The organism is Streptomyces albus subsp. chlorinus (genome assembly GCF_013302895.1).
In the GTDB taxonomy this organism is placed as follows: Bacteria; Actinomycetota; Actinomycetes; order Streptomycetales; family Streptomycetaceae; genus Streptomyces; species Streptomyces chlorinus.
Genome location: NZ_VJOK01000001.1, coordinates 5,830,671 through 5,855,835 on the forward strand (window position 1 = coordinate 5,830,671; position 25,165 = coordinate 5,855,835).

The 25,165-nt window shown below is 75.0% G+C and carries 7 protein-coding genes; 6 read left to right on the forward strand and 1 reads right to left on the reverse strand.

Annotated elements, in window-relative coordinates:
- The first annotated feature begins 7 nt into the window (after nt 1-7).
- The 6 genes from FM076_RS25400 to FM076_RS25425 all read left to right on the forward strand — a co-directional run bounded on the left by FM076_RS25400 (nt 8) and on the right by FM076_RS25425 (nt 24,655).
- Nucleotides 8-15,448, forward strand: coding sequence for a type VII secretion system-associated protein (locus FM076_RS25400; RefSeq protein ID WP_207730275.1), 15,441 nt, complete (start codon nt 8-10; stop codon nt 15,446-15,448).
- Nucleotides 15,449-19,674: 4,226 nt separating this feature from the next.
- A complete protein-coding gene (locus FM076_RS25405) occupies nt 19,675-20,388 on the forward strand; it encodes a hypothetical protein (RefSeq protein WP_173873237.1) in 714 nt (237 codons plus the stop codon).
- A gap of 493 nt (nt 20,389-20,881) precedes the next feature.
- The gene (locus tag FM076_RS35090) at nt 20,882-21,889 is read left to right on the forward strand and encodes an RICIN domain-containing protein (RefSeq protein ID WP_173873238.1); all 1,008 of its coding nucleotides are present in this window, start codon (nt 20,882-20,884) and stop codon (nt 21,887-21,889) included.
- A 269-nt stretch (nt 21,890-22,158) separates the two neighbouring features.
- The gene (locus tag FM076_RS25415; RefSeq protein WP_173873239.1) at nt 22,159-22,719 is read left to right on the forward strand and encodes a DUF664 domain-containing protein; all 561 of its coding nucleotides are present in this window, start codon (nt 22,159-22,161) and stop codon (nt 22,717-22,719) included.
- A gap of 206 nt (nt 22,720-22,925) precedes the next feature.
- Nucleotides 22,926-23,753, forward strand: coding sequence for a DUF1963 domain-containing protein (locus FM076_RS25420; RefSeq protein WP_173873240.1), 828 nt, complete (start codon nt 22,926-22,928; stop codon nt 23,751-23,753).
- Nucleotides 23,754-24,130: 377 nt separating this feature from the next.
- Nucleotides 24,131-24,655 (forward strand): phospholipase, encoded by a 525-nt coding sequence (locus FM076_RS25425; RefSeq protein WP_173873241.1) that lies wholly within the window; start codon nt 24,131-24,133, stop codon nt 24,653-24,655.
- A gap of 223 nt (nt 24,656-24,878) precedes the next feature.
- Here FM076_RS25425 and FM076_RS25430 read toward each other — a convergent pair whose 3' ends face one another.
- On the reverse strand, nt 24,879-25,151 hold the full coding sequence (locus tag FM076_RS25430) for a hypothetical protein (RefSeq protein WP_173873242.1): 273 nt from the start codon (nt 25,149-25,151) through the stop codon (nt 24,879-24,881).
- Between the last annotated feature and the right edge of the window lie 14 nt (nt 25,152-25,165).

Sequence of the window (25,165 nt, forward strand, 5' to 3'; positions counted from 1 at the left end):
CGCCACGGTGGACGACGCCCGGCGCGAGGAGCTGCGCACGCTGGCCACCGCCGCGTTCGCGCGCGGCCGGGACGCCCGCGACGTCCACGCGCTGGCCGCCTTCCACCTGGAGACCCTCGGCGCCTTCTCAGCCGCGACGGAACTGACCGACCCGCAAGGTCTCAGCACCGGGCGCGACTTCTCGCCGGGCGCCCGGTCCGGTGTCCTGGACACCACGCAGATCCGGTCCGGCACCCGGCTGGAGAACGCGCCCTGGAACGTCCAGCACAGCGACGGCACCAAGCGCCCGGCCCCGTATGTGGTCCGTGCCGTCGCCGACCCGGCCGACCCGGACGTCCTGCTGATGGACTTCGGCACGGGCCTGCTGCGGGTGAGCCACGAGGAACTGGAACACCTGCTGGGCACCGATCCCCGGTTGCTCGGGCGCACGCTGAAGACCCCCCTGGTGCTGGACGTCGCGGGGCTTCCCAGCGGCTACGGGGAGTACCTGGCGGAAACCCTCTCCCAGGGAACCGGCCGCAGGGCCTGGTACACCGAGGCGGACACGGACCTGACCGGCACGGGGACGGCGGGGCACCCCGTCCTCACCACCCACCCGGTGGGCGGTCGCGTCCCGCGCTGGAGCAGCAGGCGCCCCGTCGATCCCCGGAACCCGACAGCGGCCCCGCTCCCCGCCCCGCCCCCGGCGCTCGCCTCCCCGGACTCCGGCCAGGAGCCGCCGCCGGGCCAGGAGCCACCGTCGGACCAGCAGCCGGACCCGGGCCAGGAGCCGGACCCGGACGGGGGCCCGGTCACCGGCCCCGCCGGGGAGCCGGCCCCCACCGACCCGGCCGACTCCGCCCTCGTCGCCGGTTTCGGCCGCGGCCACCGGGGGCTGCAGGGGGCGGTGTACGTCATGCCGTTCCCCAAGGACGCCGTGCGCTGGCTGCACGAGCGGCTGGCCCGGACGGTGCGCGCCCGGGCCGCGGGCGAGGAGCCGCCCCGCGACCCGGAGGCCCAGGACGACGCGGGTGCCGCCGAGGCGCTCGGCCAGGACATCGCCGGCCAGTACGACGGCGACGAGCTGCTGGACGCGCTGCCGCACCTGCTGGGGCCCAAGGGCATGTCCCGCACGGTCACCTACGGGGGCCGCCGCTACCAGGTGTCGGCGCGGGTGGAGTTCTTCGGCCACCGGCCCTCTCCCACGATGACCGACGAGACGGACGAGGGCCGGCAGGTCAGCGTCGAGGAGCGCAACCGGACGGCGGTCGATACCAGCGACACCCTCATCACCGGGAACGTCCGGAGCCTGCCGCTGTCCTACGGCCGTACCTGGCCGGTCCACGACGGCCGCAACCCGGCGGTCGCCTCGCAGACGTTCACCCCGAAGTTCACGCTGACGCACAATCAGCAGGCCGTCGTGGTGACCGTCCCGGAGAACTACACCGCGATGTCGGCGCTGGCGTTCTCCTCGGAGCCCTCGCACCCCTTCGAGTACGGGATGCGCTGGCAGTTCACGGCGGTGCCCGCCCCGGGCCCCGCCGCGCCGTCTCCGCACAGGGAAGAGGACTGGAGCGCCGCCGAGACCTCGCCCGGCCGCTTCACCGCGTGGTTCCCGCACTACCTCACGCAGGGCATGCCGCCGCGCCCGTTCGGCCCGGTCTCCCCGCACGACATCCCGGCGGACCCGCGGACCCTCACCGACGAGCTGCCGCTGTACCGGGTGGACACCGTCCGCGACCCGTCCGGACTGTTCGACGCGTTCGTCGCCGCCGACCAACTGCGCCCGCATCTGCGCCGGATGTCGGACGAGTCCGCCGAGGAGCTGCGCACGTTCCTGGACGAGAACAACCAGCGCTCCGGCATCCTGCTCATGCTGTCCTCGGCCTACCCCTCGCCGATCCTCCTGGACCGCGGCGGGGAGCCGCTGGGCTACCTGGAGGTCTCCGTCCGCATCAACGCGCTCAGCCCCGACGCGCTGGCGCGCAGCAGCACGAAGGGCGTCCTGGAGACCGACCTGCTGCACACGGTCGGCGCCAGGACCGCGCTGACGGTGACCAACTCCGAGAAGGCCGAGTTCACCCTCAGCACCGCCCTCCAGGGGCCCCACGCGAGCGGCAGCTTCGCCTTCGGCGGCGGCTACAAGCACCAGCGGTCCCGCACCCTCGACTCCGGCGGCACCGCCTACGACTGGTTCAGTCTCGTCAGCGAGAACCCGCACCTGCTGACGGACGCGGACCTCACCTACACCGCCGTGCTGGTGCTCCCCAAGGGCGGCCGGACCGAGCCCTTCACCCTGCACAGCCCCGCGGGCCAGTCCATGCGGGTGCCGACCCTGGCCGACGCCGCCGGCATCCCCGTCGAACCCGGCCAGGAGCGGTACCTGCCGCCGGAGCTGGCCTCCATGCGTTCCCTCGGGGTCAACGCCACCCCTTTGAAGGTCACCGGCACCGGGCCGCTCTTCGACCGGCTGGAGGCGCTGCTGCGCACGCTGGGCTTCCTGCCGCCCTCCCAGCGGCAGCGCCTGGAGTGGCTGGACGACGACACCGCCGTCCTCATGGCGTGGCTGGCCAACTCCCGCAAGCTGACCCTCGCGCGGTCCCAGGTCGGCCTGCGCGGCGCGCTCGGCGCGATCATGGACGGCGGCCATGCCCTCTTCTTCGACCTGCCCCTCGCCCACGGCGTCTGGCGGGTCGGCGCCGACCTGTCCGTGGCGCCGACGGAGGGCACCTCCCCCCGGCACGCGAAGAACCTGCCGGGCTGGTCGGTGCTGAACGCCAGCGGCATGGGAACCGTCGGCAGCGAGTCCCGCAGCTCCAGCCAGTCGCTGTTCGGTAACTTCTCCGCCGAGACCGGCGGCCCGGCCCCGCACCACTGGACGGTGGCGGGCGGCACCCCCACCAGCGCCTCGGCCACCCGCCAGATCACCGGCGACACCTCCGGGACTGCCGCTTCCCACAGCCTCGACATGATCACCTACGCGCAGAGCGGGCTCGGCGTCTTCCACCTCCCCGGCACCTTCACCATGAAGGTTTTCTCGGCGAACGGCGACACCCCGCTGGCCACGTTCGGCCCCCAGGACGGCACCGTCTCCCTCGCCGTCCCGCTGACCCGTACGCTCGCCGCCCCGTCGGCTCCTCTGGGCCCGGTCACCGTACGGCGGGCCACGGACGAGGACTTCCGCAGATCGCGGATGGCCCCCGGCGCCTCCGGGCAACGCCCGCGGGACGCGGTGCTGCTCCCCGGAGGCGCCCACATCGACCTGGCGATGGGCAGCGGCGCGCTGAACCGGACCTTCCGGCAGTTGCTGGGCGGCATCGACCCGGTGGCCGACGGCAGCGGCGGACCCGGTCCGCTGGCCCGGGTCCTGCGCTGGGCCGCCGCGCAGGGCTCCGACCTTCTCGCGCACCTGCCCTCGGCCCTCACCGCCTTGGCCGAACCCGCCCGCTGGATCAAGGACATGACCGTCGGCCAGTCCGTCGCGGACGTGGAGAGCCCGGTCCAGGAGGTGCTGCGGGCCGCGTCGTCCCCGACCGTTCTCCTTGCCCGGGCGCTCCAGATCTTCCGTGGCGTCCACGTCATCGACGCCGGCACCTCGGGCTCGCTGGTGGGCACCGAGATCCAGGGCGAGATCCGCGGCTTCCTCCACAACGCGGTCCACGGGGGCACCGGATACCTGGACGCGAACCCCGACGGCTCCACCTGGGCCGAGAACGACGTCACCACCACCGACTCGGCCTGGCGCGGCACCACCACCGGCCACTCCGAGCAGACCGCCACGGGCCTGACCGCCTCGCACACCGGCGAGCACCCCGCCAGCGGATCGGGCGGCGGCGGCCGCAACCTGGCCGTCGCCCGCGGCCGGACCGACACCGACTCGGCCTTCACCGACCGTGTCTCCTCCACGGCACACGCCAAGGACCCGTTCCACATCTTCCGGGCGGACGCCACCTACATCGTCCTGCTGCGCAAGGGGCACCGCAACGCGGTCGCGAACGCCGTGGGCGTGGGCCCGCACAGTTCGGTGGCGTACGCCGTGACGGTCCCCGGCGGTGTGGTGTTCTGGGTGGCCGAGAGCGTGGTCAGGCGGGATCCGCGACTGGCCCGGCTGGCCGGCCTGGAACCGTCGAGCCTGCCCATGGACCGGCTCCTGCCGCGGTACTTCGCCCGCTCCGGCGGCCGGTCGCTGGGGTTCGCCACCGTTCCGGAGGCGCTGCCGGCCGGCTCGCTGGACGGCTTCACCGAGGCGATCCGCGCCGCCGTCGAACGCGAGGCGCCCGGCTCCCTTACGCCGGGGAGCGGCCGTCACGTCCGCGGGCTCGCCGCGCGCATCGCGGAGGCGGGCGGCGTGACCGGTCTGCGGGCGCTGGCGTCCGGCGGGTCCGGCCACTGGCAGCGCTTCCACTTCCCCTACCGGGGCCGCACCGGGCTGCACCTGGTGGAGGTGGCGCTCAACGCCCGCCCGGCACCGGGCACCGACCTGACCGCGCTGCGCGGCACGCCTCAGCCCTACGCGGGGCTGGACAACATCAACTCCGCGGCGGCGACCGCGCTCACCCACAGCCTCTCCCGCAGCACCGGGTTCGCGCTCACGCTCAGCGGGACGGGCGGCTACACCCTGCTGCCGGGCACCAAGCGCAGCGGGAGCGCCGGGGCCACCGCCTCCTTCACCAGCACGGGCAGCCGCGGCGTCTCCCGCACGGTCACCCACAACCACCAGGAGTGGGCGCGTACCTACCGGCCCGCCGTCCACTTCCAGGTGGCGTACGCGTACCGGGCCGAGGTCACCTCCAGGAGGCTGGACGAGTCGGCGCTGGGCTTCCTGAGCAACCGGGTCGCCTCGCTGGGCGAGTTGGCGCGGCGGATGCTGGGCGGTGCACTGCCGGCGGCCGACACCGCCGGGCTGGCCCGCTGGATGGACCAGGTCCTCGGCCGGAACGCGGCCTCCGGGACACCGGGCACCCCCGCTCCCGCCCCGGCGGCCGACCCCGTCACACCCGTCACCGTCACGCTGCGGTTCCCCGACAGCGAGACCCCGCGGCTCGGCGAGGACGGAACCCCGCACCTGCCCGCCCCGCCGCCGGTCCTCATCACACCGGGCGTGCACCGGGCCGACCCCCGGCGCCCCGCCGTCCCGACGGCCCCCGCCCCCGCCCCGGCCACCGGCGGGCACGGCACCCCGGCCACCGGAACGGAACGGGAGCGGCTGCGTGGCACCGGGCGGTGGAACCCGGCCGGGCCGGTCACCGTCTACGACTTCGACGCCATGGACCAGCTCGCCGACGCGCTGCGCCAGGTCGACCCGGAGCTGCGCGGCAAGGACCTGCCCAAGACCTCCACCTCCGCAGAGGCCACCATGCGCCGGCTCGGCGACCTCATCCGGCGCGGCAGGGTCACGCTCACGCCCGCCCAGGCGTCCCGCTACACCGGCGAGGAGCCCTCCGGCGGTTCCGCGCGCGTCGGCGTCGCGCTCTACCGCCCGCAGGCGGAGACCGTCAGCCGGCAGGTGATGCTCATGCGGATGCGCACCACCGTCAGCAGCTACGCCACGAGCGGCAGCCGCACCCTCGCCCCGTCGGTGGCCGTGCCGGTCAAGGGCGGGCTGTCCGACGGCGACACCGACACCCTCTCCGGGACCGTCCCGGTGGCGGGCGAGAACACCGGCGTCGGCCAGGCCACCGGGGGCACCAGCTTCCGCCGCGAGGTCCTCAAGTTCGGCCTGCCCACCTCCGAGAACGCCGAGGGCGAGCCCGACGACAGCGGCTTCCTGGGCTTCACGCTCACCGCCCACGCCGTACTGGAGGTCAGCGGCCCCGACGGCACCCGCTGGGTCACCGGCAACGTGGTGCTGCGCCCCACCCTGGAAGACGTGCTGGGCCTCGGCCTCGGCCCGGCCCGCCCGTTGAAGGGGGTCTACGACGCCCCGGCCGCCCTCGCCGGGCACGGCCTGCACGACTGGCGGGCGCTGCGCCCCGAGGAGTTCGGCGACCGGCTGGCCGAGGCGTTCGCCGAGCAGGACACGCGTGCCCAGGTGTGGTTGGACGCGGGCGAGGTGGCGCCGGAGACCGGGCGGACGCTGGAGGCCGTCCGCCGGGACCTGCTCGACGGCGCCGGGCCCGGGCAGGCTCTCGACGCCCGGGCAGCCACGCTCCCCGCCGACATCCGCCTCGCCCTGGACGCGGCGGCCCGCGCCACCGACCGCGCGCGGCGGCCCGTCGAACTCGTCCTGCGCACCGTGGACGGTACGGTCCACCTGCCCTTCGCCCCCGGCCCGGCGCACGGCTGGGCGTCCGAGATGCCGGTGCCGTCCGTCGAGGTGACCCCGCCCGCACCGGCGACCGCCGTCGCCGTGCCGCAGGAGGGGACCGCGCAGGACGCGGCCCCCAGGGAGCGGACGGCCGCGGCCCGGCGCCTGACCGCCCCGGTGGCGCCCCGCCCGGTGCTGACCCGCCGTCAGCTGGAGGGTGTGGCACGCCGTCTGGCGCGGACCCTGCCGGTGAGCGCGCTGACGGTGCGGCGGTGCCTGACCCTGGTGGCCGGACTGCGGGACGCGCTGTATCCGGGCGGGGTGCGCGCCGCGGGCACCGTGGACGACTCGGTGGTCGCCGCGGGCCCCGACGAGGCGGCCACGGGTCTGGTGGCCGGGCCGGGCTGGCGTCCGGTGCGCGACTGGGAGGCGGTGGCCCGCGCGGTGGCGGACGCCGGGCCGGGCGCGGCGGCGTTCGTGCTGGCGCGGCGCCAGGGCGGCGAGCTGGGGCACGCGTGGGCCGCCTACCACCTGGGCGGGCGGACCGGTGTGGTGACGGTGGACCCGTCGGCGCCCGAGGGCCGCCGGGTGTCGGCGTCCCCGCCCTACCTGGCGCCCGTCGAGGCGCGGGCCGTGGTGGTCGACCGGGCCGGACGCGTCCTGGCGGACGCGCTGCCCCCGGTCCCCGAGTCCGCGTCCCCGGCCCACGCGGTGGCCGAGCGGCCGACCGGTCGCGACTACGGCGCCATCGGGCTGGAGGCCGAGGAGCGGTACCTGTTCGCCATTCGCGGCGAGGGGCGCGAGGCGATGGTGCTGGGGTGGGGCCCCGGCCTGTCGCTGGTGGCCGACAAGACGCACTTCTGGCTCGTCCCCGACACCAAGGAACTCTTCGACGTCACCAGCAGGCCCGAGGTGCCGCGGGGTGCGCGCCAGCCCGTCCTGTCAGTGTTCGCCATCGGCGAGATCGTCGTCGACGCGATGGCCGTCCTCCCGGGCGAGCAGCGGCAGTCGCCGGAAGAGGGAATGGCCCGGCTCGCACGGCTGCGGCACCGGCTGAGTCTCGCGAACAACTACCCGGGCGGGGTGCCGCTGGAGTCCCTCCTGGCGGACCTCCCCGGCTGGGAAGTGACCGAGGGCGGCAAACGCACCAGGGTCTACCCCCATCGCCCCGGTTACAACGGCCGCGTCTACGTGCAGCCCACCGACGGCGTTCCCGCCGTCGGCCTGCGAAAGCTCCAGGACCTCGCCGCACGGCGGCTGATGCTGCCGGCGAACGTGCTGATCCTCAGCGCAGGGAAGGCGTTCGGCCGCTGGCTCACCCGGGACTTCGTCCTTCGCACCACCGGCTACGAAGCGTCCGCGGAGCTGTTGCCGTTCCTCTCGGCCGTCCCGGACGCCGACAAGGTGTGGGGCTACGGCTGGCTGCTGTTCTGCCACGTCGCCGCCTTGCCGGTCCACGAGCTGGAGGCGGCCGACAGCGCGTCGCAGGCGCAGCCACTGGCCAAGAACATGCTGACGGTGGCGTCCCGGCACCCGTTCGACCGGACGCTGCTGAGCATGGGGAGGCGCATCCGCGCGTTCCTCGACTGGCACCACGACGAGATCACCGACATGGCGGTCACCATGCTGACCCAGTTGCTGACCCGCTACCAGGACTTCTTCGGCACGCAGTTCTCCGCGGACTTCTTCGACGCTGCCCACGAGGGCGCACCGTCGGCGCGCGAGCAGCTGACCGCCGGCCTGACCGGCCGGACGTCGCGAGGGCGCGCAGTCGGCCAGTACGAGACCGTCGGCATGGAGGACTACCACCGGCTGGACACCGACCAGGGACGCCTGGCGGTCCCCCTGCTCCTGGAGGAGCTGCGGCACTACGGCATCTCCGACAAGTTGATGACCGACGAGGACATCCGCGAAACCTTCACCGAACTCGCGGACTTCAGCCGGGAGGCATACCGGCGGGCCGTGGAGTCCGCGGTGCCGCTCTCCGACGAGGTGCTGCGCCGCGCCGTGCGGCGCATCGTGGACAACACCGCCGTACGGGATCTCGCCCCGTTCCTGGCGATGGCGCTGAACGGCATGCGGGGTGCCGGCCGGCAGGCCGAGCACCTGCTGTCCGCGTACGACGCGCACGACCTCGCCGAGGCATTGGGCGCCTACGCGCTCGGCACCCCGCTGCCCGACGGCCTCCACCGGAAGCTCGACGGGGCGGTCCGCCGGGCCAAGGACCTCCTCCCCGAGGTGCCGCGGGGAGAGCGCACGCGTGCCCGGCAGACCGTGGAGGCCGCGCGCCGCGCCCTGCGCGTTCTCGCCGATCCCGCACAACTGCCGTCGCGAGTCCGCTGGAACAGGGACATCCCCGCCCTGGACGGAACCTTGGTGCGGGTGGACCAGGTGAGCCGGGTGAAGCACACGGAGCCCGAGGAGGGCGACCCGGTGGGTTTCTCCTCGCGCCCGGTCCGGGACCGGGACGGCCGGCAGGCCTCCTACGGTCTGCTGCCCAAGCTCACCGTGTACACCAACCTGCTGTGGTCCCAGCGGTACCGCAGCCCCGCAGGGCTGGCGGTGCCGGAGACCCCGCCCCTCGCCCTGCCGTTCAAGAAGGCGTACCTGGTGGGCCTCAGCGGGAACGCCGCTGCGGTCCGGCTCGGACTGCTGGACGGCTCGGACAAGGCGTTCGGCTACTCCGCCGCCCTGGACTACCTCTTCGCCGCCGACCCCGACCTGACCGCCCTCGGCAGAAGGACCGCCGCCGTCGTCCTGGGTGCGGATGTGGCGGGACCGCCCCCGCACGACCCACTGGAGCACCCGGTCGCCGGCCAGCTGATGGCCAATGCCTGGGACCGCTGGGTGTGGACCTCCGGCCTGGGGCAGGAGCCGTCCCTCCTGCCCGGCGACGACCACGCCGGACCGCGGTTCGGGCTGGCCGAGGGCGACTGGTGGGCCGGGTTCCGCCCCGAACCGACCTCCCCCCAGCTCGCCCGGCTGGCCCGCAGGGTCACCGGCGACCGGCGCCGGGGCCCGGACGTGCTGCGCTGGGTGCGGGCCGTCCGACTCGTCTACGGGCCGCTGCTGGAGGACGACACCGCCGCCTTCGAGGCGCTGCTGCGCGGGTTCCACATCCTCGACGAGGTACGGGCGGCCCACGGCGACCGTACCCCGCTGACGTGGGAGGGCCTGCGCACCGTGGTCGCCTCGTACACCGGGCCGGCCGGGACGCCCTTCACGCAGGCGTTGCCGTTCGCCATTGTCGCCGCCGCCGGCCAACTGGGCACCCACGTGGAGCTGTCCGGATACACCCTGTCCCAGAGGTTCGCCGCCCTGCGCGCCTGGGAGCGGGGTGCCTACGGCCCGTCCGGCCAGGCCCTTGCCGCCCAGGGCCCCGGCGGTCTGACGGTGCGCGGCTGGATGAGCGACGCCCCGGCGTCCTTCGCCTCCACCGGGCACGGCGCTCGCGGTCCCTGGGCCGAACCGCCCGCCGCGCCCGCGACACCCCCGGCTCCCTACGACGCCGAAGCCCACTACGCCGCGATCGAGCGGAGCCTCTTCGGGCAGTCGCGGACGCAGTCGCCGTCGCAGTCGCAGCCCGGGGCGCGGGAGGCCCTGCGGCGGCTCAACGCCCTGCGGGCGGGCGTCCCGGCGCTGCGCGGCGGGCCGCTCGACCTGGACGCGCTCACCCGCCACGTGCTCATGCTGGGCCCGGACACGCCCGTCACCATGGACGACCGGCGAACCCTGGTACGGCTCGCGGGGGACCCGGCCATGGCGAACGCCCCGAGCCTCGCCCGGCTCTCCGCCCAGTACCTGAAGCGGAACGGCGCGCTGTCCGACGAGCTCCGCTTCACCGGGATCAACGGCGCGCGCGGCCTGAACTGGACCGGCTCGCCCCTCGACCCCGCCTTCGACCTGGGCCGCACCACCACCTTCGACCACGGCACCGCCACCACCGCGCCGAAGCCGGCACCATGGGGCCCCGCTCCCTACGCGGTGGTCGCGGGCGGATCGGCGCTCACGGTCACCGTGCGGGGCAGCGGCGGCTTCCGGCGCGACGCCCCGAAGGACGTCGTCGCCGAACTCCTCGCCCTGGACGACGTACTGAACGCGCTGCCGGACGACATCCCCCTGCTGATGGCCGTCCCCCTGGCGGCCGTGGGCGGACAGGCGCTGACCCAGGACAGCGCCGACCTGCTGCGCCGGAACGTATGGTCCCCGAGCGCCTACCTCGTGCTGAGGGGCATGGTCGGCCTCGACGTCTCCGAGGAGCACGCGATCGCCGGCGGCTGGCTGCTCAGCGAGCCAGGCGCCCCGGCGGGGGAGGCGGACCGGGGCGAGGAGTGGGAGCGCCATGTGTTCTCGCTGCCCGTCATCGGCCCCGACCACCGCTCCGCCGGGCACGCGACCTTCCCGCTCGGCGACTCGGGCGTCCGGGCCCGCAGCCGCACGCTGCTGGACCTGCCGACGGCCACGCACTTCGTCCACTACGACGAGGCGACCGGCGCGGTCAGCCAGCCGGTCCCCCTGCCGTGGGTGGTGGCCAACGAACGCAGCCCGTACTTCGCGGCCCGGCACGGCAGGCCCGGCAGCTCCCAATGGGCCCTCACCGACACGGGGGACGGCAGGCCGGGCTTTCTGCACACCGCCGGGACGCGGACGACCGGCGCCCTGAAGCGGCGGCGGAGCCTGAAGCGGCTGCCCGCCACCTCCCCGATCGTGGGACCGGTGTGCCTGAGCACGCTGCCGGATGGCATCGGCTACGTCGGCACATTCGGCCCGGTGCCCTTCGTGCCCGACCCGCTGGCGGCCGACTCCGAGGCGCAGCAGATGGCCACCGACAACGGCCGCCCGGTGTACGGGTTCGCACGCAGGGCGCACGCGGGGATCAGGTCGGCCGACGGGGAGCACCTCGGGGCGGGCACCGACGCCCGGGGGCGGGTGTACGCCCCTCAGGTGCGGATGCCGCTGCCGCGGGGCGCGGAGCTGGACGGCCGGGCCCGCGCGGCCGGGCTGCACACCGGGAGCGGTCCGGCGCCGGAGGCGGTCCGGGAGCGGGCACTGCGTCTGGTGCGGCTGCTGCGCATGCGGTTCGGCGACCGGATCGACCAGGCGCCCAAGTACCCGGAGCTGCTGCGGGGCGCGGGCGCGCTGGACGCGATGCTGCGCGACGACCCCGCGCTGGCCCGGGTGCCCCTGTTCACTGTGGAACTGTTCGACCGCGTGGTGGCCGCCTTCCAGGCGCGGCAGCCGGCCGGTGCCCAACGCCCCACCGCGCAGCAGGCCATGGCGTCGCTGCTGAGACTGGCGGGCGAGGCGCGGGAACGGAACCCGCGGCTCCCGCTCACCGGCTTCGTCCCGCTGCCTCTGGTCGTACGGGTCGCCGCCCTGCTCGCCGACCCCGGCTTCGACACCCTCACCGCGCACATCCTCCAGCTCCCGGCGCAGCGGCAGGTCGGCGACGCGGAGCGGTCGCGGATGCTGTGGGCCGAGGTGAAGGTCCAGGAACTGCTGTCCCGGCTCGGGCAGAGCGGCGAACAGGCGGTGGACGGGTTCGGGGCCGCGGTGCTCCATCTGTCCGCCCCGGACCCGGTGCAGCGCCCGCAGCTCGTCCAACTCCTGCGGAGGGCGGCGGCCCTGGGACGCGACCTCGGGCAGGCCAGGGAGGTCGCGCAGCTGCACCTGGAGCTGCGTGGCGCGCTGGTGGCCACGTCGCTGATGACCGCCAAGGGCGGCGCGGTGCTCGGCCGTGACCACACCGGCGCCCACCCGGCCGCCGGGCCCCTCGACCTCGACCCGGCCACGGTCACGCTGCTGCGGCGCGAGCCGGACGGCGGGCTCGTGCCCGACTCCACGGTCCGGGCACCGTGGTACGACCCGCAGAAGCCCCACGCACCCCTGCCCTGGCTGTACCGGGCCCACCAGGTACGGGGCAGGACCGTGATCGGCACACCGGTGCAGCACGCCGAGGTCGGCGAGATGTTCCACCGCGACCCCGGGCTGGCCGACCTGCCGCTCAACACTCCGGTCGTCCTGCTCGTGGAAGGCGCCCGGCCCCGCCCGGGCACCCCGGTCGCGGACAGCCTGCCGGGCCAGGCCGCCCTGCTGGCGGGCCGCCACGTCTGGTCCGCGTACGGGAAGCCGACGCTCTACACCGACCCCGTGACAGGGAAGACCACGGTCGCCCTGGAGCCGGACGACTCCGGCCGGCCGCGCCCCGTGACCGACCTCGGGGTGGTCGTCCCGGCCAACGTCCGGGGCGCGTTCGGGAACCCCGGGCCCCTCGCACCGCTGCCCACGGCCGGTGGGCCGGTGCCCACCGCACCGGTGACAGCACCGGCCCCCGCTCCGTCCTTCGCGGCCACCGACCCCGCCTCCGGTGCGGACAACATAGGCACGACCCCCTCGGCACAGCCGGAACCCGCGCAGACCGCCACCCTGCCGCCCCGGCCCCCCGCCCCGCAGACGGAAACGAGCGACGACGAGCCGGGCCACGTGGGGGCCGGCCACGGGGAGCCGGGCAACGGGGAGCCGGGCAGCGAAGGGGCGGTCCAGGCGGAGCCCGGTCGCGACGGGACGGGGCACGGCCGGGCGGGGCGCCCCCTACGAGCGCTCCGGGCCGTCCACCGCCCGGCTGGGAGCGACCACCTTCAACCTGCACGCGGCCGACGGACCCGGCGACGCCTTCGGCGAGGTGCTGGTCCGCGCCCTGCGCGAAGCCGGGGCGGAACCGCCGGTTCCCGCACGGGAGTTGCGTGGCTGGGCGGCCGAGCGGCTGACCGAGGCCGAGCTGCCGGACCTCCCGGACCTGCCACCGCTGGACGACGACACGGAGGTCAGCACCGCGCGACTGACCGCGGTCGGTGTGCGGCTCACGCCCGCACAGGAGACGGAGGCGGTCCTGCGCGGCCAGCGGCTTCCGGCGCGCGACCTCGCGCTCACCCCGGTCCAGCGCTTCCGCCTGCGGGCGGCCCTCAGCGGCGACGGTGCCCCCGGTGCGGCCGCCGCGCTCGCTCTCGACACAGCTCTCGCGGCGGTCGTCGCCCGCGAGTCCGGCGTCGCCATCACCGTCGCCGGACCGGACGGACCGGTGGCCGGACAGGGGCACAGGGACGGGCACGGGCACAGGGACGGACACGGACACCAGGACGGGTACGGACACCAGGACGGGTACGGGCACGGCCCCGAGGCCGGCCGGGCCGTCCTGCTGGTCCGGGACGGCGACCGGTATCTGGCCGGTGCGGCGGCGGTGCCCGCCGCACCGGCCGTCCAGAAAGCCGCCGAGCTCGAAGGGCTGCTCGGTCCACTCACCGCCGGGACCGGCGGAGTTCGCCGGGCCGGCGCCAAGCCCCCTGGCGTGACCCAGTGGTTGGTGGGACGCGGACTCTCCGGCCTGCGTCGGGACGTGGAAACCGTCCTGGAGGGCTCCTTCTCCTCCGCGCTGCGGGACGCGCTCACCTCGCTGCGCGACGTGTCCGGGAAGATCAGGGAACTGCACCACGCGTGGCTGGCGCAGTCGGACGACCTCTTCGCCAGGCTGGCCGAGGCCGAGGCGGCCGTGGAGGCGTTCGAGGCGGCGCTGCGCGACGCCGAGGACGGGATCCGGCGCCCCGGTGCGGCCCCCCGGAGGGAAGGGCGGGACCGATGACTGGCGTCCTGTCCGGGGCGGCGGTGCCGTGGCCGCGCCGCGGAACTCCCCCTGTACCCGGAAAATTCGCCGCCCCCGGTGGAGAACCCGGGCCGCCTCACGACCATCCAAGCCTGCACGAAGTGGTAGCGGAAGCCGAAGCGGTAGCAGAAGCAGAAGCGGTAGCAGAAGCAGAAGCAGAAGCGGTGGCGGAAGGGCGGGCGGGGGCGTCGCGAGGAGGTGGCTCTTCCCTCAAGAACACCTCAGTTGGTGGACGGGTCGGTGGACGGAGGGCCGCCTGCGCAGCGATGATGCGGGTGTCCGATCTCCTCGCTCAGTTGCCCGAGGTCCGGCAGCCGGTCGTGCCCGGCTGCCGCGCGCCGGTGGTCCGGCTCGTCCCGGTGAGCGGGTCACGGGCATACCGGGGACCGAGACGCCTCGGAGGACGCGGCGGGCACCGCTGGTGCCTCGCGGGGGCGCGCCCGTATCACCGACCCATGCCGAGCATTTCCAGCAGTGAGCCAGTGGGCCCAGTAAGCGAGGACAGCATGAGTGACAACGGCGCTGCCGGCGAGGTCACCCCCGTAACGGACGAGTCGTCGCCCGCCTCCCCGGAGACCGGCCCGGACGCTGCCGCGGCGTCCGCGCCGCCCGCCGGCGACGGGGCGACGGATGGTGACGGGGCGACGGACGGGATACCCGAGGACAGCGGGCTGCCGGAGCCGCCGGAGGAGTTCGTCAAGGCGGCCAGACTCGCGCCGAACCACTGGCTCTACCTGACCGACCCCGCCTGGCAGGGCGAGGGCCCGCCTCCGGACTGGGCCGTGGTGGGCCAGTGGCGGTCCGACGACGACGGCGAGATCGTCGAATGGCAGGACAACCCGAACTACCAGCCCTCCCCGGAGGCACTCGGCTGGCCCGACCCCGAGGACGACGTGGACGCCGCGATCCAGCTCGCCACCACCGGCTACGGCCCGGCGGAGGACGTCACCGCCGCGCTGGCCAAGGCGGAGGTGGCGGTACTGGTCACGGCGAGCGGCGAGCCCGTCAGCGCGTCGGCCCCGGACGGCACGGCGGTGGTCCCCGTCTTCACCTCGCCCTCCTACCTGCACGCGGCCGGGCGCCTGGGCTTCGAACGGGTGCGCGTGCCGGACCTGTTGGAGCGCCTGCCGGAGGGCCACAGCCTCTGCATCAACAGCTCGGCGCCGGTCAGCATGGTGATGACCACGGACGGTCTCGCGGACGTCATGGCCAATGCGGCCGAACAGCCCGCCAACGAGGCGACGGCCGCACAGCCCGCGGGCGCGTCGGACGAGGAGCCCGGCGGTGTGGGGTCCGCCTCGGGGCGTCGCGACGAAGCCGCCGGGCAGGCGGCCCCCGTGCCCCCGCCCCCGCCCGCTCCCACGGTGTCGGGCGAGCCCGCCACGGAGTTGGACGCTGCCGAACCGGACGCCGCTGACGCCGGGACGGCGGACGGCCGGGCGGCTCAGCGCACGAGGGCGGCCCGCAGGGGCGTCACCGACGCACCGCTCCCGGACGCCCTCGGCACCCTCGGCACGGCGGGCTCCTGGGAGGCCCCGGCCGCCGGGGAGAGGGAGAGCTGGTGAACGGCCGCGCTCGGCCCGCTGTGGACGTCGAGTGTGCGGTGGCAGGCGGGAACCGGTCACCCGGCCGTTCTTTGCACTCCGTAAACTCCGAAACCCCGGGAGCGGGAGGTCACTTCGCTGCCGCGGGAGCACCGATCAGGTGACCACGTCATGAAGCGAGAGGCCGAGCGGGTGCGCCGCACCGGCCGGGCCGTGTGCGAAGGAGAGACGTCGTGAGCCGTTCCGGCGGTGGCCGGTCGAGGTGGTTCGGTGGCCGGGGCAAGGCGGAGCGGGAGCCGGCGCGGCCCCGGTCCGGAGCGGAGGCGATCCGGCGACAGGGCACCGACGCCACTGCACCGGAGGACGCCGAGCCGCTGCTGGCCGAGGAGTACGGGTCACTGGTCCTGCTGCGCGCGCCCAACGACACCACCATCAGCCAGACCGACCTCGACGAACTGTCCGGCCTGCTCGGCGCCGAGACGGGCATCACCACCATCCTCACCGGCACGGTGGGCCCTCACGGTGCCCCGGCGGAGGAGTTCTGGGAACGGCTGAGCGAAGTGCTCGACCTCGTGCGCGAGGCCGACGTCCGCACCGTACGGCTCGCCATGTCCGGCGCGGCGACGGACCTGCCGGACCGGCCGTCCGTGGCCCGGCGGGTTGCCGACGCCTGGAAACTGGAGGTGCTCGCTCCCGACGGCGAGGTCCTGATCGTGCCCGGCGGCTCCCTCTTCGTCCGTCCCGAACCGCCCCGGGTCCGAGGCTGGTGGAGCTTCTCGCCCGGGAAGCCGTCGGCGGCGCTGGGTACGCGCCAGCCCGCGCCCGCGTGGCAGGACGCCATCGAGCGGGTGCCCGGACACACGGCGGACGGGTGCGTGATCCACCAGATCCCGGCCGGGTTCCTGGCGCGCTCACCGCACGCGAGCGAACCGGAGCCCGGGGACCTCTGCTACTCGGTACCGGTGGACCCCAGCGGCCCGACCGTCCTGGTCGGCTCCCCGCAGAGCGGGGACGTCCTGCCGTCCGACCTCGGCGAGGTGCTCGGCGCGCTGCCCGCCACCCTGAGAAGCCGTGTCCGCCTCGCCCCCGGCGGCAACCACGACATCCTGCGCATCGGCCAGTCGGTGGCCGACCTGCTCAACTGCGAGATCGCCGTCTGGACGGGCACGCCGCTGCTCCCTCCCACGAGGCGCGCCACCGCGCGCTCCGTACTCGTCGGCGCGGACGGAGCCCCGCGCTGGCGGCCGTTCGTGGACGCGGTGCTGTGCGCCCCCGCCCGCGAGGGCGAGCCGGCGCCCACCCCGCGGCTCCTCCGCTGGAAGCCACCGGTGCCGGGCCGCGCCGACCCCGCACAGGGCACGGTGTGGCTCTCCCCGCGGTGGCGGGCCACGGTGACCCGGGCCGGTGTGTGGATCACGGACGGCGCCCGGACGGGCACCGACGCGGGCGGCGTCGACGCGAGGGCTGTCGATGCGAGAGGTACCGACGCGAGGGCCGTCGACGCGAGGAGTTCGGGCGGGGCGGGCACCGGCGAGGGAGGGGCCGGCCCGGTGGGCGCCGGCCGGAGGGGCGTTGACGCGGTGCGCGCCGGTGCGGGCCAGGGTGGCGCGGCGAACGCCGGTGCGGGGAAGGGTGACGCGGTGCGTGCCGGGGCCGGGAGGGGTGGCATTCGGATACCGACCCCGGTGACCCGCCAGGTGAACGCCGAAGGGCCGGCCATCGAGGTGGGCCACCCCGGCGAGATCCTCGACCCCTCGCTGTGGCCCGCACTCGACCGGCTCCTCTCCGGCTTGGAGCGCGAGGTGCGCGGACGGGCCCGGATGTACGTCCACGGCAGGACAGCGGACGACGGCCGCGCGCTGCGTGCTCTCGCGGCCCGGCACGGTGTCCGTACCCTGCGCTTCACGCCCCGCCCGGCGCGGGCCACCCCGCCCGCGCCCATGTCCGGCCCGAGGCCCGCCGCACCGAGTGGGCCCCCGGCGTCCCACGCCCGGCAGACCCACGATGCCGCACCCGGGACGACCGGAGCGACGCCCTCGCCCCCCTCGACCGCCCCGACCGGTCACCCCGCGGCCCCCGACCCACATCTCCCGCCCGGGCAGGACAGGTTCGCCCCCCCACCCCCCGTCCCCGGCCGCTCTCCGGTGCCTGGTCGGGTGTCGGAGGGTTCGCGGGTGGAGGGTTCGCCGTCTTCTGGTCGTCCTCCGGTGGCTGGTCGGGTGTCGGAGGGTTCGGGGGTGGGGGGTCCCCCTCCTGGTCGTGTTCCGGGGCCTGGCCGGGTTCCGGGCCGTCCGGCTGTACCCGGTGAGCGTGTTTCTGGACGTTCGGGGGAGTCGGGTGCTGATTCCCCTGGTCGCCCTCCAGGGCCGGGTCAGGTTCCGGAGGGTTCGCGGGTGGAGGGTTCGCCGTCTCCTGGCCGTCCTCCGGTGCCCGGTGCGGCGGCTGCGCCAAGTGCCGATGCTCCCGTCTCCTCCGTGCCACGGCACCCGGCGGAGCCCGGCACCCCCGTCACGGCGCGGCGGTCCGACGTGGTGGGGACGGACTCGACTGCAGGGCCTGCCGGGGGACGGCACCATTCCGCGAAGCCGTTGCGCGAGCCTTCCGTGCCGGGAAGCGGCCCGGCCGCGCCGGTGGGCGGGGAGGCGGCCCCGGCCGGCTCCGCGCCGGTCCCGCCGCCGGCTCCGCCCCGCCCGCCGATGTCCAGCGTGTCCTCGGGGCCGGGGGACCCGGACACGCGCGGGTCCGTACCGCCCGCCGAGTCCACGAGGCGGCCCGGGAACGACACCGCGCACCGGAGAAGCGCGCGCGGGACGAGGCCTGACGCGGCACCCGGCGCGGCACCTCAGACCCCCTCCGCCCTCGCGCGGGACGGCGATGGACGGGACACCGTGCCCGACGTGGCGCCGGATGCCGAACGCAACACCGCGCCGGACGCCGGACGTAAGTCCGCGCCGGACGCCGAGCGTGGGGCGGCCCGCAGTCGCTCCCCGGAGGGCCGGCGTCGGCCGGCTTCCCCGCCGACGAGCACCCCACCGGTTGCGGAGGGGGACAAGGCCCCCGCGCCGAACCCCGCTCCGAGGCGTGCGCGCGCGTTCGGCGGCGTGTCCAGATGGCGGCTGCCGGAGGGGCCTGAGTACTCGGTCCCGCTGACGGGGGCGGTACCTGCCGACTCCGGGCCGAAGGGTTCGCGGTCTGCCGGGTCCGGGGCGGAGGGTTCGCGGTCTGCCGGGTCCCGGTCGGAGGGTTCACCACCTGCTGGGTCCCCGAGGGAGGGGACGGTGCCGCCTGCGGAGGACCCGGTACCCGAGGGGGTCGGAGAGGTGGAGTATCCGGCGCTGTCGTGGACCCCACCCCGGACGTCCGCCGCCCCTTCGCCTCCCGCTGCGTCCACCGGCCCTGCCGATCCGCTGAAACCGGCACGACCTGCCGCTCCGGCGCGTGCCGTTGCTCGGCCTGAGCCCTCGCCTGTTCAGGGGCGGCCCGAGGGGTCAGGACAGTCCGCTGTCCGGGTGGGTCCAGCCGTCCCGGCCGGGGCCAAGGACACCGAAAACCCGCCCGCTGAGAGGAAGTCACCAGATCCGGGGAAGCCTCCCGCTTCACCCGAGCCTTCCGCGCCGAGAAGCCCCGCCGCTTCGGCGCGGCGGATCACCCCGGCCCCAGCGTCGGGTCCGGCCCCTGCGTCGAGTACGACCGCCGCGCCGGGTCCGGCCGATACGTCGAGCCCGGCTCCTGCGCCGCGTCCGACTGCCGCGCCACGCCCGACCGCCGCGCCGCGTCCGACTGCTACGTCGGGGCAGGGTGCTGCGCCGCGCCCGGCCGCCGCGTCGCGTCCGACCACCGCGCTGAACCCTTCCGCTACAGCGAACCCCTCCGCCCCCGCGACGCCATCCACTTCAGCGGAACCGCCGGCTTCAGCGAAGCCGCCTGCCCCAGCGAAACCGCCCACCGCGGAGGGGTCGTCCCCGACGCCACCCGCCCCAGCGAAACCGCCCGCCGCCGAGGGGCCGTCCCCGACGCCACCCGCCCCAGCAAAGCCACTGGCTTCAGCGAAGCCTCCCGCCCCGGAGGGAGCGCCTCTCGCGTGGGGGCCGGCCGGCCCGGAGGGAGGCTCCGGGCCGCGTCGCCCCGTGACGCGGCCCGGTCCGCTGCCGCCGGTGCCGCTCCGCCCCGGGCATGTCAGTACGGAGGCCGAGCGGGAGGGCTTTCGGGCGTTGGCCGGCGGTGCGTGGGACCGGCACGGCACGGCCGTGGCGCGCCTGCTGACGCGGATGCCCGCGCTGCGTGGGGAGGAGCAGGAGGCCGTCCGCGCGGACCTGATCGCGCTCCACGCCTATCTGCACACTTCCGAGGGCCCGCTGAGCCAGGAGGCGCTGGCGCGGGGGCTGCGCGAGGGGGAGCAGCGGATGGTGCCGTACGGCGCCTGTGTGGCCTCCGGGTTGCGCCGTATGCCCTCGTACCGCGGGATCGCGTTCCGGGGTGCCGGCGGTACCGACGGGCCGGGCGGGGGACTGCCTGGCCCCGGCGTTCTGGAACCCGGCGTACTGGTGTGTGATCCCGCTCCGGTGCCCGCGCTGCTTCTCGGCGCGGGCGCATCGAGGCCGGGTGGCGCGCAGTACGTCGTGTGGTCGGTGACCGGGCGCCGCGTGCGCCAGCTCACCGGTCGGCCCGGTGGCGCGCAGACCGGGGAAGAGGTCGTGTTCCCGCCGGGCACCCTGCTGCGGGTGCTGGGTGTGCGCGAGGAGGGCGGCGCGCCGCTGATCCTGCTGCGCGAGGTGCCCGTCGCCGGGCCGGACGCCCCGGTCCGCCACGGCGGCGCGGAACTCGACGCCGATGACCGGGCGGTGCTCGACCGGCTGGAGACGTCACTGCGCGCTTGCCCCGTGGAGCCGGGCGGGCCCGGCTGGCAGCGGCTCGGCGCGGGACCCCCGGGGTGGGCTGTGGGCCGCCCGCCCTCCGACTGACCTGGCCCAACGAAACGGAGACTTGATGCCGCAAGAGGACAAGAAACAGGCGAGGGCGCCCCAGGTGCGCCGCGCCGTCACGATACCCGGCACGACCGCGCCGCAGCCGGGGTCCGACTCGCTGCGTCCGCGGTCGGCCGGTGACGAGGCCGCGCGACGTGCGGAGGAGCCGGACTCCTCCGCACACGGTGGCGCACGCGCCGACGAGCCGCCGGCGGTCGTGGCGACGTCGTCCCGGCCCGTGTCGAGCGCGTCCTCCTCCGAGGACGCTTCCGACATGTCCGACCCCGACGACGCTTCCCGGACCGGTGCTTCCGCTCCTGGCGCTTCCCGGACCGGCACCTCAGCGACCGACACGTCGCAGACCGGCACGACACGAACCGACACGTCACAAACCGGTACTTCCGCCACCGGTACTTCCGCCACCGGTAGTCCAGCGGCCGGCACTTCCTCGGCCGACTCGGAAGCCGACGACGCCTCCTCCCGGGCGTCGGTGCCCGGGGCGAAGAAGGCGGACGAGAACGGCGGCGCGGCCGTGGGGTCCCTGACCGCCGCTGTGGGCGGCAGCCCGCCCGGCGCCACCCGGGGGGACACGGGCGCGGACGGGAACGAGCCTCCGTCCGGCCGCCCGACCAAGGCGCTGCTCGCCGCGGCCGGTTTGGGAGGCGCGCTGCTGATCGCGGTGCCGTTCCTGGTCATGGGTGCCCAGAAGCACGACAAGACCGAGCCGGCGGCGGCGTCCAAGGGCAGTTCCGGCCGGACTCTCCAGCTGGACGAGGAGAAGGTCCGGCCGGGGGCTTACGCTCCCAAGTCGCCGGAGGCGGGGGACGGGAAGAAGGACGGCAAGCAGAAGGACAAAAAGCAGCAGCAGAAGAAGAAGAAGAAGAAGCGGCAGAAGGAGGACGGGGGAGGGGAGGAGAAGGCGCCTGCGAAGAGCGTGTCGGTCGAGCAGGGGCACAAGAAGCAGAAAGGCGAGAAGAAGCACCCGAAGAGGAAGAAGCGGGTGATGCTTCGCGCAGCTGCTGCGCACAACTACGCGAACCAGAAGCACGTTCTTCTCAGGAATGTCGCCTCGAATCTGTGCGCGGACATTCCGAACTACGGGAAGGGCCGGCCGGACGGGCCGGTGAACCAGTTCCACTGCGCCGACACGAGCCGGGACAACCAGATCTGGGACTTCGAGGTGAGCTACAAGAACAAGGGTCCCCGGTCCACCGACCTCTTCCAGATCAGGAACCGCAAGGACCGGTTGTGCATGGATCTGCCGAACTTCCGCGGCCAGCCGCGCGGTACGCGGGTCTCGGAGTACCCCTGCGACGGCACCACGGCTGACAACCAGCTGTGGTGGCTGGAGCGGCGGGGGAAGAAGACATTCCGGATCCACAATTACGCGAGCAACAACCAGTGTCTCGCGGTGGTGCGCCGTAACAAGCCCGTCGACGCGCGGCTGAACATCCAGCCGTGCGGCAAGGGCGACGGCTTCGCATGGAAGCTCAGCTGACAGCTGACAGCTGACAGCTGACAGCAGGCAGTCGACAATTGGCAGCCGACAGTTGATGGCTGGCCGTGGCTGACCGGCGCCGGGCCCCCGATCTCCGACCGGAGATCGGGGGCCCGGTCGCGTACGAGTCGCCCCGCTCGTCACTGGATGTCTTCCGCCGCACGAGCGGCGGGTCTCTCCGGCTGGTGCCCGTACGTGCGTGTCACCGCGGCGCCCCGGTGGGAAAACCCGGTGGCCGACGAGGGCCGCCGAGGACGATGATGCGACGCATGAGTGAGCTTCCCGCGCGCTGGACCCCCGCGACCGTCTACCCCGACATGTGGGCCGATCCGGACGACGACCCCCGCAACAAGAACGGGGACAGTCCGGAGGGCGAGCGGGCCACGCTGCACGACGTGCTGACGGACCATCGCCTGACCGTGCGGATGAAGTGCGAGGGACTGGACGCGGAGCAACTGGCCCGGCGGTCGGTTCCGCCGTCGACGATGTCGCTGCTCGGGCTGGTCCGGCACCTAGCCGAGGTGGAGCGCGACTGGCGCAACTGGATCACCGACGGCGACCCGCTCCCGAAGCTGTACGGCGAGAAGGACGCGGACTTCCACGGAGCCGTTGCCGATCCGGCCGTGGTGGAGGCCGCGTTCGCCGACCTGGAGCGCGAGCAGGCCGCGACGGACGCCGCGCTGGCCGCGTACGCGGACCTGGGTGAGCGCGTGGGCGAGGACGGGTTCGCGATCCGGGAACTGCTGGTGCACAGGATCGACGAGTACGCCCGCCACTGCGGGCACGCCGATCTGCTGCGCGAGTGCGTTGATGGGAGGGTGGGCCAGTAGCGGGGAGGGGAGCGGTCTCTCGGACGCCGCTGGCGGTCCTGCGGCGCGAGGTGCCGGCCCGGTGCCGGCCCGGGGGGTGCGCCCCGGGAGAGGGCCCGGGGGGCGCACCCCGCGACACGGCCCGGGGGACGCGCCCCGGGGGGGACGGTCCCGGGGAGGGCCCGGCTCCCGGCTGCCTGTCGGTGGCGGATGCTTGACTGCCGGGCATGGACCCGAGAACGTCACTGACCGCGCTGCGCGACTTCTGCGCGGAGCACCTCGGCCCCGGCCTCGCCGAGCGTGTCGCGGGCCTGGCCCGGCCCGGTTTCGCCCTCACCCCGGCCGCGCCCGACCAGGCCGCCGGCCACAGCCGCTTCGGCGGCGACCCGCTGCTGGAGCCCGGCGTGCCGTGGCCGACCTGCGAGGGGCTCCCGATGAGTCTGCTCGCGGTCCTCGACACCGACGCCCTGCCGCCCTGGCTCGACGGCCTCCTCCCGCCCGGCACCGGCCTGCTCAACTTCTTCCACCTCGACACGGAGTCGGAGCAGAGCGACCCCGCGGCCTGGGACGTGGTGCGCGAGCTGGGCGTCCGCGCCCCTGAGGCGGGATGTGTCGTCGCGGCCCGTTCCCGCCTCGCCGTCGAGACCGGGCCGCCCACCGGGGCCAGTGTCTTCGCCCCCGTCGCCTGGCAGGCCGAGCCCGGGTTCGTGCTCCCCGACCTCTTCGACGACGCGTGGGACACGCTCGGCCTCGGTCTCGGGGCCGACCACGACGCCGTGCAGGCGTTCACGTACGAGTTGCACAACGGGCTGTCCGTCCCCGGCGAGCCGCGCAGCGAGGATCTGGCCTTCGGCCGGCCGGTCTTCCCCACGGGGAGCGCTCCCTTGCTGCCCGACGGTGAGGAGGCCGAAAGCTACCACCACCTGCTCCAGCTCTCCGACAAGCACGAGTGGTCCATCGGCGGCGACGGCGGCTGGATGCACTGGTCCATCCCCACCCGGGCGCTGCGTGCCGGCGACTTCACCCAGGCGATACCGACCCCGGACATCTGGTGACCCCTGGGCGACCGGCCACCCCGTAGCCGGGCCACGCCGTAGCGGCCCCCGAGCCTCCTCTCCGTCGCGGAACCCCATCCGGGGAGCGGAGCCCCGTCCAGGGGAGGGAGCCCCTCTCCGGCGTGGGCCGTACGCGTGGGCCGTACGCGTGGGCCGTGCGCGTGGCCGAGCACGCCAGCTGGGTGCGCGGGCCGCGCGAGTCACCTCGGACGCCACCGGTTACGACCCAACTGCCGCCCCATGGCGGGCCGGTGGCGTGGCGAAGTCGTCCTCGAATCGCAATTGTCGTGAGCTGTTCAACGACATGGGGGGCCGTCAAGCTGGGAGCGGCCCGCGAATCCCGCCGGGCATCACGGTCCCCCCACCCGGAGGCCCCCATGCGTCGTCGCCATGCCCTCCCGCTCGCCGCACCGCTCGCCGCCGCAGCACTGGCGCTCCCCGCCGCCCTGGTCCCCGCGCACGCGGCCTCGGCGGCGCCCGCCGACAAGCTCCAGGTCCTCAGCTCATGGACGCAGACCAGCGTCACGAGTTACCAGGCCTGGTACTCCGCCCGCCAGAACCAGGGCCAGTGGTCGGCCTACGGCTTCGACTGGTCCACGGACTACTGCAGCTCCTCACCCGACAACCCGTTCGGCTTCCCCTTCCAGACGGCCTGCGCCCGCCACGACTTCGGGTACCGCAACTACAAGGCGATGGGCGCCTTCGAGGCGAACAAGGCGCGCCTCGACTCCGCCCTCTACGAAGACCTCAAGCGGGTGTGCAGCCGCTACTCGGGCGCGACCAGAACCGCCTGCGACTCGACCGCGTGGACGTACTACCACGCGGTCGACATCTTCGGCCTCAAGGGCGCCGACAGGGCCGCCGACAAGGCCGCGGGCGGGTTCGCGGCCGAAGCCGCCTGAGCCGGTAGCGCAGCCCTGCGGCCCCACCTCCGCGTCTCCGCCCCTCCACGCCACGGCCGCAGGGGCGGAGCCGCGCGCCCACGTCGAACCGGACATCGGCTCGGGGCGCGACGGGCGCGACGGGCGCGATGGGGGTGTGAAAGAGTGCGGGGGAGTGCGACGGGGCGGCGAACCCCCCTCTTCTCGGGGTCCGATCACGCCAGGCGGTGTCTACGTGTGGCGTCTACGTGCGGCGTCGTGGGCGCGCCTGGAAGGCGGCCGGTCCCGATCCGCTGACCTCCGCGCCCGTCCAACTGCGGGCGTTCACCTCCGCGACCCGCGCGCTCAGCAGCTCGGCGTGGGTGAGCAGCTGGACGTCCCCCTGCTCGGCGTCCCACTCGGGGCCACCGCCCAGTGGGCGGAGCCGGAGCAGTGAGCCGTCCCGGCCGACAACGAGCCCCACCCGGCCCCGGGCGGGATCGCGTACGGCGGAGCCCACCGTGGGACCGGCGGGCACCGTACCGCCACCTG

Excerpts from the sequence above, each read along its gene's own strand:
- FM076_RS25415 (WP_173873239.1), top strand. The coding sequence starts at position 22,159 with ATGAGTGAGCTTCCCGCGCGCTGGACCCCCGCGACCGTCTACCCCGAC.
- FM076_RS25420 (WP_173873240.1), top strand. The coding sequence starts at position 22,926 with ATGGACCCGAGAACGTCACTGACCGCGCTGCGCGACTTCTGCGCGGAG.
- FM076_RS25425 (WP_173873241.1), top strand. The coding sequence starts at position 24,131 with ATGCGTCGTCGCCATGCCCTCCCGCTCGCCGCACCGCTCGCCGCCGCA.